The organism is Pseudonocardia sp. SID8383 (genome assembly GCF_009864975.1).
GTDB classification, from domain to species: Bacteria; Actinomycetota; Actinomycetes; order Mycobacteriales; family Pseudonocardiaceae; genus Pseudonocardia; species Pseudonocardia alni.
In genome coordinates this window covers 1-12753 of record NZ_WWFY01000121.1, presented here as the reverse complement: position 1 = coordinate 12753, position 12753 = coordinate 1, and the positions used below count along the sequence as shown (strand labels likewise).

At 74.4% G+C, this 12753-nt stretch carries 12 protein-coding genes; 7 read left to right on the top strand and 5 right to left on the bottom strand.

The genetic code is table 11. From position 1 onward, the window contains the following. A partial coding sequence (locus GTW08_RS02855; RefSeq protein WP_346009841.1) for an MFS transporter occupies positions 1-611 on the top strand: 611 nt, incomplete at its 5' end. Positions 612-687: 76 nt separating this feature from the next. Here GTW08_RS02855 and GTW08_RS02850 read toward each other — a convergent pair. The 3 genes from GTW08_RS02850 to GTW08_RS02840 form a co-directional block, all read right to left on the bottom strand. Further along, a complete protein-coding gene (locus tag GTW08_RS02850; protein WP_073574566.1) occupies positions 688-2223 on the bottom strand; it encodes an acyl-CoA synthetase in 1536 nt (511 codons plus the stop codon). Positions 2224-2319: 96 nt separating this feature from the next. Then, positions 2320-2664, bottom strand: coding sequence for a histone-like nucleoid-structuring protein Lsr2 (locus GTW08_RS02845; protein ID WP_073574567.1), 345 nt, complete (start codon positions 2662-2664; stop codon positions 2320-2322). Positions 2665-2882: 218 nt separating this feature from the next. Then, the gene (locus GTW08_RS02840; protein WP_083658441.1) at positions 2883-4022 is read right to left on the bottom strand and encodes an MBL fold metallo-hydrolase; all 1140 of its coding nucleotides are present in this window, start codon (positions 4020-4022) and stop codon (positions 2883-2885) included. A gap of 51 nt (positions 4023-4073) precedes the next feature. Between GTW08_RS02840 and GTW08_RS02835 the strand changes: the two genes are divergently transcribed. After that, positions 4074-4844, top strand: a complete 771-nt coding sequence (locus tag GTW08_RS02835; protein WP_304580055.1) for an enoyl-CoA hydratase-related protein — start codon at positions 4074-4076, stop codon at positions 4842-4844. A gap of 44 nt (positions 4845-4888) precedes the next feature. After that, on the top strand, positions 4889-5380 hold the full coding sequence (locus GTW08_RS02830; RefSeq protein WP_062395807.1) for a MarR family winged helix-turn-helix transcriptional regulator: 492 nt from the start codon (positions 4889-4891) through the stop codon (positions 5378-5380). Between the two features lie 3 nt (positions 5381-5383). Here the strand turns inward: GTW08_RS02830 and GTW08_RS02825 are convergent, their stop codons facing one another. Continuing rightward, positions 5384-6670 (bottom strand): acyl-CoA dehydrogenase family protein, encoded by a 1287-nt coding sequence (locus tag GTW08_RS02825; protein WP_073574570.1) that lies wholly within the window; start codon positions 6668-6670, stop codon positions 5384-5386. 185 nt (positions 6671-6855) lie between these two features. Between GTW08_RS02825 and GTW08_RS02820 the strand changes: the two genes are divergently transcribed. Continuing rightward, entirely contained in the window at positions 6856-8460 is a 1605-nt protein-coding gene (locus GTW08_RS02820; protein WP_167379047.1) for an AMP-binding protein, read from the top strand. A 17-nt stretch (positions 8461-8477) separates the two neighbouring features. Here the strand turns inward: GTW08_RS02820 and GTW08_RS02815 are convergent, their stop codons facing one another. Then, positions 8478-9806, bottom strand: a complete 1329-nt coding sequence (locus GTW08_RS02815; RefSeq protein WP_139282721.1) for a L,D-transpeptidase — start codon at positions 9804-9806, stop codon at positions 8478-8480. Positions 9807-9913: 107 nt separating this feature from the next. Here GTW08_RS02815 and GTW08_RS02810 point away from each other — a divergent pair, with 107 nt between their 5' ends. The 3 genes from GTW08_RS02810 to GTW08_RS02800 all read left to right on the top strand — a co-directional run. Further along, positions 9914-11113 (top strand): cysteine desulfurase-like protein, encoded by a 1200-nt coding sequence (locus GTW08_RS02810; protein ID WP_073574571.1) that lies wholly within the window; start codon positions 9914-9916, stop codon positions 11111-11113. Between the two features lie 23 nt (positions 11114-11136). Next, entirely contained in the window at positions 11137-12333 is a 1197-nt protein-coding gene (locus GTW08_RS02805; RefSeq protein WP_073574572.1) for an ABC transporter substrate-binding protein, read from the top strand. Continuing rightward, positions 12330-12753 (top strand): iron chelate uptake ABC transporter family permease subunit (locus GTW08_RS02800; protein ID WP_161151354.1); only part of this gene is annotated, 424 nt, incomplete at its 3' end. The genes GTW08_RS02805 and GTW08_RS02800, both read left to right, overlap by 4 nt.

Sequence of the window (12753 nt, the reverse complement as noted above, 5' to 3'; positions counted from 1 at the left end):
CCACCTCGCGCGGGATCGTCGACGCGGTGCTCCGCCCGCTGGCCGCGGTCGCCGGGAACGGCTGGGCGCGGCTGGTCCTGGCGCTCGCCTTCGTCGAGGGCGCCGTCGTGCTCGGGGTGCTGACCTACCTGGCCCCGTCGCTGCAGGCCGGGGGCAGCTCCGCCGCGCTGGCCGGGCTCGCCGCCGGGGGCTACGGCGTCGGTGCGGTGCTGTTCTCCCGGGTCGTGCGACGCCTGGTCGGGCGCCTGCGCCCGGCCGCGCTGGCCGCCGTCGGCGGCGGGTTCCTCGTGATCGCCTGGGTGTTCCCGCTGGTCGTCGTGCACCCGGTGACGGTCGCCGTGGCCGGGCTCTGCCTGGGTGGGGCGTGGGCGTTCCTGCACTCGACCCTGCAGACCTGGGCGACCGAGGTCGTCCCGCAGGCCCGCGCGACCGCCGTCGCGCTGTTCGCGACGCTGCTGTTCCTGGGCAGCTCGGCCGGGACCGCGCTGGGAGCCCCGCTCGCCGACGCCGGGCGCTTCGCCCCGCTGTTCGCCGCCGCCCTGGTGGCCTCGGTGCCGCTGGCGCTGGTCGCCGCGTGGACCCGGGCCCGCTACGCCCGCCGGGCCGCCTGACCCGCGCCGTGTGTTCCCAGGGTCACTCTCGTGGCTTAGAGCGCCACGAAAGTGACCCTGGGAGCACGGTGGGGCGTCACACGTAGCGGTCGCGCAGCTCCCGCTTGACCAGCTTGCCGGTGGGGGTGCGCGGCAGGAAGTCGGTGAAGTCCACCGACGACGGCGCCTTGTAGTGCGCGATCCGCTCCCGCACGAAGTCGATCAGCTCGCGCTCCAGCTCCGGGCCGGCGTCGACGCCCTCCGGGGGCTGGACGACGGCCTTGACCTTCTCGCCCATCTCGTCGTCGGGCACCCCGATGACGGCGACGTCGAGCACCTTGGGATGCAGCGCGAGGGCGTCCTCGACCTCCTGCGGGTAGATGTTCACCCCGCCCGAGATGATCATGAAGGCCTTGCGGTCGGTGAGGAAGAGGTAGCCGTCCTCGTCGAGGTAGCCCAGGTCCCCGGTGGTGGTCCAGTTCTCGTGCTCGGGGTGGGTCGCGGCGAGGGTCTTGCCCGGGTCGTTGTGGTACTCGAACGGCCGGACGTCGCGCTCGAAGTAGACCGTCCCGATCTCGCCCGGGGCCAGGACGGCGCCGGTGTCGTCGGCGATCCGGATGGTGCCGAGCCCGGCGCGCCCGACCGAGCCGGGACGTTCGCTCCACTGCGCCGAGTCGATGAAGGTGATGCCGTTGGACTCGGTCGCGGCGTAGTACTCGTGCAGGACCGGACCCCACCAGTCGATCATCGCCTGCTTGACGTCCACCGGGCACGGCGCGGCCGCGTGGATCGCGACCCGCATCGAGGACACGTCGTAGGACGCGCGGACGGACTCCGGGAGCTTGAGCATCCGCACGAACATCGTCGGCACCCACTGTGAGTGGCTCACCGAGTACCGCTGGATCAGCGCCAGGGCCGTCTCGGGCTCGAAGCGCTCCATCACCACGACGGTGCCGCCGAGTGCCTGCACCGTGGCGGTGAACCGCAGCGGCGCGGCGTGGTAGAGCGGGGCCGGGTTCAGGTAGACGGTGTCGGTGTCGAAGCCGTACATCGACCCGAACAGGGCCTGGTAGGTGTCGCCCGGCTCGTCGACCTGCCGGTCGGGCAGCGTCGGCTTGATGCCCTTGGGGCGGCCGGTGGTGCCCGACGAGTAGAGCATGTCCGCCCCGCGCGGCTGGTCGGCCGGCGGCTCGGCCGGCACCCCGGCGAGGGTCTCGTCGTAGTCGGCGTAGCGCGACGCACCGGGGATCTCACCGCCGAAGGCCAGCCGTACCGGGGTGTCGACGTGGTCCTCGATCGCCGCGGCCAGACCGGCGACACCGGCCGAGACGACGAGCGCCTTCGCGCCGCAGTCCCGCACGATGTAGGCCGCCTCGGGCGCGGAGAGGTGGTGGTTCACCGCGGTGATGTAGAGCCCCGACCGCTGGGCGGCCCAGTAGACCTCGTAGACCCGCGCGGTGTTCTCCGCGACGAGTGCGACGACGTCGCCCCGCTGCAGACCGGCCGCACGCAGGTGGTTCGCGAGCCGGGCGGACCCCTCCTCCAGCTCACGGAACGTCAGGGTCGCGCCCGAGCCCCCCATGATCACGGCCGGCTTGTCGGGGGTCGTGGCGGCGTGCGTGCCTGGGTACATCGGGGCCTCTCCGTCGGGGCGCGCCGCGGATCGCCCGGCGCACGTCTCTCGTCGGCCCGATCCTGCCATCCGGGGCGACCCCGTCGGCGGCAGCGGTCAGGAGTGCGCGTTCTGATAGGCCTCGAGAACCGAGGACGGGATACGCCCGCGCTCGGAGATCTTCATGCCCTGGGCCACCGCCCATTCCCGCACGGCGCGGTTCGCGGCGCGTTCCGAGGAGCTGGAACCGTTCGACGACGAGGTGCCGGAAGCGGGACCGCGCCGACCGGACCCGCGACGGGCGGCCGCGACGTAGGGCGCCAACGATTCCCGCAGCTTCTCGGCATTCCCGGCGGACAGGTCGATCTCGTAGGCGCGGCCGTCGACGGAGAACTCCACCTGCTCGTCGGCCTCGGTGCCGTCGAGGTCGTCGACCAGTGTGATGGTCGTCTGCTGCGCCACGTCGTCATTCCTTCCACGGGGAATCACCGGATCGGCCGGAGACGGGAATCGCCCGGTCGGAGCCGGAACCGATTCTTCGGGCAGAACGATAAAGGATGCCGAACCGACCTGTCGAACCCCTGCCCGGAAATAGTCCGGCACCGTCGTTTCGGGTCGGGGGATACGGCGTCCGGGCGACGGGAATGGGCGAAAAGGGTCAGCGGTGAACGTGACGTGAATCAGCGCGCGGTCGGCCACCACGGTTCGGTGGGAACCGCGGCGCGAGCGTCGTCGACGGTCGTGACGCCGGTCAGGTCGATCCGCTCGCCCGGACGCGGCAGGGCCAGGACCACGTCCTGGTCGGCGGCGGCCTTGCGGGCCCGCTCAGCGGGCTCGTCCCACGGGTGGAAGCCCAGGTTGAACGTCGCCCAGTGGATTGGCAGCAGCACCCGGCCGCCCAGCTCGCGGTGCGCGGCGACGGCCTGCTCCGGGTCGGCGTGGATGTCGGGCCACAGGTCGGCGTAGGCGCCGATCGGCAGCACCGTCAGGTCGAACGGGCCGTGCGCGGCCCCGGTGCGCGCGTGCGCCCGGGTGGCGCCGGTGTCCCCGCCCAGGTACGCGGTGTGCCGCGGCCCCGCGACCTTCCAGGCGGCCCACAGCGTCGTGTTGCGGCGCAGCCCGCGCCCGGAGAAGTGCCGGGTCTCCAGGCAGGTCAGCTCCAGCCCGGCGACGGTCACCACGCCCTCCCAGTCGCGCTCGACGACCCGGTGCCCGGGCACGCCCCAGGCCCGCAGGTGCGCGCCCACCCCGAGCGGGCCGACGAACACCGCGGAGGTGTCACGGGCCAGCGCGGTGACCGTCGGACGGTCGAGGTGGTCGTAGTGGTCGTGGCTGATCACGACGACCTCCGGGGACCCCAGCGCGGACAGCGGCCCGACCGGCGGGTGCAGGCGGCGCGGCCCGAAGCGCGGCACGGGGGAGGCGTACTCCGACCAGACCGGGTCGGCCAGGACCCGTCGGCCGTCGATCTCCAGCAGCACCCCGGCGTGACCCAGCCAGGTCACCGCCAGCCCGGCGGGCTCGTCGGGGGTCCGCAGCGGCGCGAGCGGCACCGTGGCCGGCGCGACGCCCTCGGACCGGCGGCCCACCAGCATGTTCAGGATCATCCTGGCGGAGGCCTTGGCCCGCGGCAGACCCGGCTCGGTGTTGGCGAACACGCCGTCGACGGCGTTCGGCGACCCGGAGGCGATCCGGTGGAGGTCGCCCGCGCGGGCCCCCATGTTGCGGCGCACGTGCACGCCGAGCGCGGCGAGGGCCCCGGTCAGGGCGATCGGGACGGACAGGACGGCCGCGGTCGGCACGCGCTTGCTGCGGGACACGATCACCACAGTACGAACGCCCGGGCCCGCTCCCCACCTACAGTCGCGATCGTGACGGACGGCATGACGGGGACACGGGTGACCACCGAGCGGCACGGGCACGTGCTCCTGATCCGGATGACGCGCCCGGACAAACGCAACGCCGTCGACGCCGCGATGACGGCGGGGCTCGACGAGGCGCTCAACACCCTCGACGACGACCCGGACCTGTGGTGCGGCGTGCTCGCCGGGGACGCGACGGCGTTCAGCGCGGGCACCGACCTGGCGGCGGGCTCCGGCGGGCCGACGCCGCGCGGCGGCAACTACGGCGTCGTCCGGCGCGACCGGCGGCGCCCGCTGATCGCCGCCGTCGAGGGCGTCGCCTACGGCGGTGGGTTCGAGATCGTGCTGGCCTGCGACATGGTCGTCGCGTCGACGACGGCGCGGTTAGGGCTGCCCGAGGTCGCCCGCGGCCTGGTCGCGAACTGCGGGGCGCTGTTCCGGGCGCCGCGGCCGCTGCCGCTCAACATCGCCAAGCAGCTGCTGGTCACCGGGCGACCGCTGGACGCCGAGCGCGCGTACACCCTGGGACTGGTCTCCGAGCTCGTCGAGCCGGGCGGGGCGGAGGCGGCGGCGCTGGCGCTCGCGGCCGCGGTGTGCGAGAACTCGCCGCTGGCGGTGTCGGTGTCGCTGCGCGCGCTGGAACGTGTGGTGTCCGAGCCGGACGAGCGCGGCTGGAACGCCACCGGGATCGCCTCGGCGGCGATCGACCGGTCCGCGGACAGGACCGAGGGGATCGCGGCCTTCCTGGAGAAGCGCCCGCCGCGCTGGACGGGGCGCTGACCCGCGCCCGGTATGTCTCGCCGCACGCGACTAGGCTCGTCGGCATGCCTGCCCGGACGCGACGTGAGGACCTGGTCGCGCTGCTGCAGGACTACGCGGGCGAGGCCGAGCTGCTCGGCCAGGAGTTCGCCGGGCGGCACCGGCTGCACCCCACCGACCTGCACGCACTGCTCGCGGTGATGCGCGCGGACTCCGCGGGCGAACCGCTGACCCCGGGCGTCCTCGGTGCCCGGCTCGGGCTGTCCACGGGTGCGACGACCGCGCTCGTCGACCGTCTGGAGCGCGCGGGCCACGTGCGCCGCAGCCGCGAGTCCACCGACCGGCGGCGGGTGACCCTGCGCCAGGCCGAGAACGCCGCCGAGGTCGGCGGGGCGTTCTTCGGCCCGCTCGGCGCCCGGATGGACGCCGTGCTCGCCGGCTTCGACGACGACGAGCTCGCCGCCGCGGCCCGCTTCCTCACCGCGATGAACGCGCTGGTCGCGGACTACCGCGCCGACCTCGCCGCCGGGCCGGCGCAGAAGTCCACGCCGGCCTGAGGATCAGGCGTTCGCCGCCGCGGTGTCCAGGTACTCCGCGAACTTCCGGCGCGCGGCCTCGGTGCGGGTCGGGACGTGCTCGGTGGGGACCTCCACCGGGGTGTAGCCGCGCAGGATGCGCCGCGCGACGGACTCCTTGTGCACCTCGTCGGGGCCGTCGTAGATGCGCGCGGCGCGGGCCGCCCGGTACATCTGCTCCAGCGGCAGGTCCCCGGAGAAGCCCAGCGAGCCGTGCACCTGGATCGCGCGGTCGATCACGTCGTGCAGCACCCTCGCGCCCCAGTACTTGATCATCCCGATCTCGATCCGGGCGTTCGAGGCGCCGACCTGGTCCATCGTCCACGCCGCATGCAGGGTCAGCAGCCGCGCCGCGGCCATGTCCGCAGCGGACTGCGCGATCATGTCCTGCACCATCTGCTTGTCGGCGAGCCGCGTGCCGCTCGCCGTCCGCGACACCGCGCGCTCGCACAGCATGTCGAACGCCCGCCGGGACTGGCCGAGCCAGCGCATCGCGTGGTGGATGCGCCCCGGGCCGAGCCGCTGCTGGGCGAGCTTGAAGCCGTCGCCGGGGTTGCCGACCAGGTTCGTCGCCGGAACCCGGACGTCGCGGTAGAACACCTCGGCGTGGCCGCCGTAGATCTCGCCGCCGACGTCGGGGTGGTCCATCACCGGGATGTCGCGCGCCACGTCGACCCCCGGGGTGTCGGTCGGGACGACGATCATCGAGGCCCGCTGGTACGGGGGCGCGTCCGGGTCGGTCACCACCATCGCGATCAGGAAGTCCGAGCCGGTGGCGTTCGAGGAGAACCACTTGTGGCCGTTGATGACGTAGTCGTCGCCGTCGCGCACGGCCCGGGTGGACAGCATCGTCGGGTCCGCACCGGCGCCGGGCTCGGTCATCGAGAAGCAGGACCGCAGCTCACCGCGCAGCAGCGGGTGCATCCAGCGTTCCTTCTGCTCCGGCGACCCGCCGATCGCCAGCAGCTCGGCGTTGCCCGAGTCGGGGGCCTGGTTGCCGAACACCCCCGGCGCGTAGCGGCACTGGCCGAGGATCTCGTGCATCAGCCCGAGGGAGACCTGGCCGAACCCGCCGCCACCGAGCTCGGGGGGCAGGTGCGCGGCCCACAGGCCCTGCTCCTTGACCTGCTCCTTGAGCGGGGCGGTGATCCGGGCGAAGGTCTCCCGGTCCAGGTCGAGGGTCTCGAGCGGGATGATCTCGTCGCGGACGAAGCCGCGCATCCACTTCAGCTTCTCCTCGAACTCCGGATCGGTGCTGAAGTCCCACGCCATCGCGTCCGCCTCCCGACGAGCCTCGTTGCCACTGCGAACGTAACCCAGCCCGCCACGACGTGGACAGGGCCGCCGCCGAGCCGGTGGTCGACGGGGCCGACAGCCGACGGTGCCCCCGGGCGGACGGTGGCCCTCGGGCGGGCGGGGCGATTGCGTGCCCGGGCGCTGCCGGGGAGGCTCGGGGGATGACCGACGAGGCTCCCGTCCCCGTCCACCCGGCGGGTGTCCCGGCCGACCTGGTGGACCTGTCCTACGAGCCGCTGACCCCCACGGCGTTCCTCGACCGGGCCGCGGCGGCGCACGGCGACCGGGTCGCGGTCGTCGACGGCGACCTGCGGTTCACCTACACCGAGTTCCGGGACCGCTGCCGGCGGCTGGCGGGCTCGCTCGCCGCGCTGCACGACGGGCGCCCGGTCGCGGTCCTCGTGCCGAACACCCACGTCGGGCTGGAGGCGGCGCACGCGGTCCCGTGGTCGGGGACGGCGCTGGTCGCGGTCAACACCCGGCTGTCGGCGGGCGAGGTCGCCTACATCCTGGAGCACTCCCACGCCTCGGTGCTGGTGGCCGACCCGGTGTTCGACGACCTCGTCGCCGAGGTCGTCGCCCGCCTCGACACCCCGCCGCACACGGTGCGGGTCGGCCCGGACTACGAGCGCCTCGTCGAGGAGGGGGAGCCCACCGCGGTGCGGCCCGCCGACGAGCGCGGCCTGCTGTCGATCAACTACACGTCCGGGACCACCGGGAACCCGAAGGGCGTGATGTACCACCACCGGGGCGCCTACCTGCAGGCGCTGGCGATGGTCGGCCACACCGGGCTGACCGCGTCGTCGGTGCACCTGTGGACGCTGCCGATGTTCCACTGCAACGGCTGGTGTTTCCCCTGGGCGGTCACCGCGGCCGCCGCCACCCACGTCTGCCTGCCGAAGGTGGAGCCGACCCGGATCTGGGAGCTCGTGCGCGAACAGGGCGTCACCCACCTCAACGGCGCCCCCACCGTGCTGTCGATGATCGCCTACGCGCCGGAGGCCGGGCCGGTGGGGACCCCGGTGGCCGTCGCGACCGGGGGAGCACCGCCGAGCCCGGCGATCCTGCGCCGGATGGCCGAGCTCGGGTTCGAGGTGACCCACCTCTACGGGCTCACCGAGACCTTCGGCCCGGCGATGATCTGCGACTGGCGTCCGGAGTGGAACGACCTCGACGCCGACGCCCGGGCCCGGATGAAGGCCCGCCAGGGCGTCGGGAACATGATCGCCTGCGCCGTCCGGGTGATCGACGACGACGGCGCCGACGTCCCCGCCGACGGGGAGACGACCGGCCAGATCGCGTTGCGCGGCAACAACGTGATGCTCGGCTACCTCGACGACGAGCAGGCCACCCGCGACGCCGCGCCGGACGGCTGGTTCCGGACCGGCGACATCGGCGTCATGCACCCCGACGGCTACGTCGAGCTCCGTGACCGCTCGAAGGACGTGATCATCTCCGGTGGGGAGAACATCGCCAGCGTCGAGGTGGAACAGGCCATCGCCGACCACCCGGCCGTGCTGGAGGTCGCGGTGATCGCCGTCCCCGACGAGCGGTGGGGCGAGGTCCCGGCCGCGTGGGTGACCCTGCGCGAGGGCGAGAGCGCCACCGAGGACGAGATCGTCGAGCACGTGCGCGGGCGGCTGGCGCGGTTCAAGGCGCCGAAGCGGGTCACCTTCGCCGAGCTGCCGAAGACCTCCACCGGGAAGATCCAGAAGTTCGTGCTGCGCGACGAGGCGTGGGCCGGGCAGGAGCGCCGGATCCGGTAGGGGCCGGGGCAGCGCGGTCAGGACAGTGCGCTCAGCGAGCGCCACTCGTCCCAGGGGATCGTCCAGTCGTAGAGGTCGCCGTCGCGGGCGGTCAGCGGCTGCGAGCTGCCGGTCACCTCGACCGGGTCGCCGAACACGGCGCCCGCGAAGAACTCCTTCGCGTCACGGGTGGAGAGGTTGATGCAGCCGTGACTGACGTTGCGGTTGCCCTGCGCCCACGACGACGCGGGGTTGGCGTGGATGAACTCGCCGTTGTTGGAGATCCGGACCGCCCAGAACTGGGGTTCGTCGACGTAGCCGTAGTCGGGGTTGCTCATCAGCACCTTCTCCGACCTGGCCATGACCACGTGGATGCCGGAGCGGGTCACCCGGCGCGGGTCGGACTCCAGGCCGTAGGAGGCGTCGTAGCGGGCGACCTCCGTGCCGTCGCGGACGACGACGATCGCGTGGCTGCGGGTGTCGGCCTTCACGATCTGGCTGCGTCCCACGGTGAAGGCCCGGTCCAGGTCCTCCGTCATGAAGGTGCCGTCGCCCAGGTCGAGCCCGCGCAGCGCGCCCCGCACGTGGACCTGCGTGTGCGCGGGCCAGTAGGCCTTCGGCCGGTAGTGCACCCGCGAGCCCTCGGCGGTGTCGGGCAGCCACGCCCAGGCGCCCTCGACCTTCCGCGACGCGGTGACGCTCAGCGCCCGCTCGACGGTGGCCTTCGCGGCGTCGGGGAGCTTCTCGCCGAAGGTGAGCACGACCGGCGCGCCGATGCCGACCTCGCCGCCGTCGCGGATGTTCATGGTGGCGTCGACGGTGTCGTCGGGGTCGACGGTGGTGAACGGGGCCGGGGGCACCGGGCGCCGGTCCTGCGGGCCCAGCACCCAGCTGCCCGACCAGTGGTAGGTGGTGGCGAGGTCCAGCGGCTCGGTGGCGGTCCAGCTGCGGCCGTCGGGGGACAGGGTGCCCGCGACGGTGACCGGCCCGTCGTCGCCGTCGGCGGTGAGTGCGACGCCGTCGAGGGTCCCGGTGCTGACCTCGGTGCGGACCGGGCTGCGCGGGGCGACCGGGGCACCGCCGGCCGGGACGCTGGTGAGGACCTCGGGGACGGGGGGTGCGGGCGGCACGGCCGGGGCCGGACGGAGGCGGTCGACGGCACCGGCGAGGTTGCGGGCCAGCGAGTCGACGCCGCCGCCGACGGTGTCACCGATCCGGCCGCCCGCCATCGCGGCGGTCCCGCCCGCGAGCAGGACCACCAGTGCGACCAGCGAGGTCGCGAGCACCGCCCAGGTGCGACGGTGCACCGAGCGTCGCCGCCGGCGTGGGGTGTGGCGCCCGCGCGAGTGCTCCCAGGACCTCGACATGCCGAGGATCATGGCCCGCGTGTCACCCACACGGGCGGTGCGACACCCCGACGACATGTGATCGTTGCCCGGGCGCGTCCGCGGCGACGGCGTGACAGGGTTCCGCCATGAGCTACGACGTCGCCGCCGTCCGCAGCCGTTTCCCCGCCCTGCGCGCCGGGATCGCCCACTTCGACGGGCCCGGCGGCTCCCAGGTCCCCGACGCCGTCGCCGGGGCGGTGGCCGCCGCCATGACCTCCCCGCTGGCCAACCGCGGGACGGTCACCAGCGGTGAGCGCGCCGCCGACGCGATCGTGCTCGGCGCCCGCGCCGCGACGGCCGACCTGCTCGGCGCGGACCCGCGCGGGATCGTGTTCGGGCGCAGCATGACCGCGCTGACCTTCGACCTCGCCCGGACACTGGCCGCGACCTGGTCGCCGGGCGACGAGATCGTCGTGACCCGCCTCGACCACGACGCGAACATCCGCCCCTGGGTGACCGCCGCGCAGGCGGCCGGGGTGACGGTCCGGTGGCTCGACTTCGACCCCGCCACCACCGAGCTCGACGACGTGACGCCGCTGCTGTCCGACCGCACCCGGCTCGTCGCGGTGACCGGGGCGTCGAACCTGGTCGGGACCCGCCCCGACCTGCCCGCGATCGCCGCAGCCGTGCACGCCGCCGGGGCGCTGTTCATGGTCGACGGCGTGCACCTGACCGCGCATGCTCCGATCGACCTCGCCGCGACCGGCGCCGACTTCTACGCCTGCTCGCCCTACAAGTTCCTCGGCCCGCACTGCGGGGTGCTCGCCGCCGACCCGGCGCTGCTGGAGACCCTGCGCCCGGCGAAGCTGGCGCCGTCGAGCGACGCGGTGCCCGAGCGCTTCGAGCTCGGCACCCTGCCCTACGAGCTGCTCGCCGGGACCACCGCCGCCGTCGAGTTCCTCGCCGCGCTGGACCCGTCGGCGACCGGGGACCGCCGGGCGCGGCTGCAGGCGTCGATGGCCGCGGTGGAGGAGCACGAGCGGCCGCTGCGCGAGCGCATCGAGACCCACCTCGCCGCCCTGCCCGGGGTCACGGTGCGCTCCCGGGCGGCCCGGCGGACCCCGACCCTGCTGGTGACCTTCGACGACCGCGACGCCGCCGACGCCTACCGGCACCTGGCGGAGCGACGGATCGCGGCGCCCGCCTCGTCGTTCTACGCGCTCGAGTGCTCGCGGCGGCTCGGCCTGGGGGACACCGGATCCCTGCGGATCGGGCTGGCCTGCTACACCGACGACGCCGACGTCGACCGCCTCCTGGACGGGCTCTCCGACTTCGTCGGGGCCTGATCCACATATGTGAGACTGTTCAGGTGGCGCGTTCTCGGTGGGTCCTCGCGGCCCTGCTCGCACTGTCCCTCGTCGCCGGGTGCTCGGCACCCGCCGCGGCACCGCGGGCCCCCGGTGGGACCGGCGCGGCGGCACAGGACTGCGTGCCCGGCGCCGCATCCGCCCCGGACGACACGGTCGCCTTCAGCCACGCCACCAACGTCACGATCACCGGCGGCGACGGCTACCGGGTCCTGACCGTCCGCACGCCCTTCCCGGGTGGGCAGCCGCAGTCGGTCGTACTCGTCGGCTGCGGACAGGGCGACCCGGCGCTGCCCGCGGCGCTCGCCGGGGCCCCGGTGGTGCACACCCCGGTGAGCGGGATCTTCGCCGGCTCGACCACCCAGCTACCGATGATCACCGAGCTGGGTGGGCTCGACCGGATCACCGGCGTCGGCGGGGCCGCGCTGGTCACCGACCCGGCCGTGCGCGGTCGCGTCGAGTCCGGTGCCGCCGTCGATTTCGCGCCGAACGCCACGATCGACGCCGAGGCCGTCGTCGCCGCCGCGCCACCGGTCGTGCTGTCGGCGGGGACCGACGACCCGGCCTTCCCGGCGCTGGCCGCCGCCGGGATCCCGGTGGTCGGCTGGGCGGACTACCTGGAGACCGGTCCGCTCGGCCAGGCCGAGTGGATCAAGGTCGTCGGCGCGCTGACCGGGCAGGACGCCCGCGCCGCGGAGGTCTTCGACGGCATCGCGGGCCGCTACACCGACCTCGCCGGTCGCGTGCGCGGTCTGCCGCCGACGCCGATCGTCGCCGGGCAGCCCTACCAGGGCACCTGGAACGTCCCGGCCGCCGAGTCGACCGCGGGCATCCTGTTCCGCGACGCCGGCGCCACCTGGCTGGGCGCCGGGATGCCCGGCACCGGCACCCAGGCGCAGTCGCTGGAGCGGGTGCTGGCCGACGACGGCGACGCCCGCATCTGGCTCGCCGACGGCCCGTTCGCCTCGACGGCCGACGTCGCGACGCTCGACCCGCGGCTGTCCTCGCTCACCGCGGCCCGCCCCGGCGGGCAGCTGTGGACCCGCGACCGGGCCACCACCGCCGACGGCGGCAACGCCCTCTACGAGCGCGGCGCGCTCCACCAGGACGAGATCCTCGCCGACCTCGTCGCGATCCTGCACCCGCAGGCTCTGCCCGGGCACGCGTTCACCTACTACCGGCAGGTGCCCGCCGGATGAGGCAGGCCGCACCGGCGTCGCCCGCTCCGGCGCCCCGGGCCCCGGACCGGGCCGGACAGCGCTCGGGACGCCGGGCGCCGCTGGTCCTGGCGCTGCTCGCCGCCGGTGTCGTCGTGCTTTTCGCCCTCGCCGTCTCGACCGGGTCGGTGGTGATCGGGCTCGATCGGACGCTGTCGGCGCTGCTCGGCATCGGCGCCCCCGACGCCCGGCTCGACCTGCTCGTCACCGACCTGCGGGTGCCGCGGGCGGTGACCGCGACGGCCGTCGGCGTCGGGCTGGGCACCGCGGGGCTGCTCACCCAGACCCTGTTCCGCAACCCGTTGGCCGAGCCCTACGTGCTCGGGGTCAGCGCCGGGGCCGGGCTGGGCGTCGCGCTGGTGACCACGCTCGGCGCGGCCGCGGGGACCGCCGCGTTCGCCA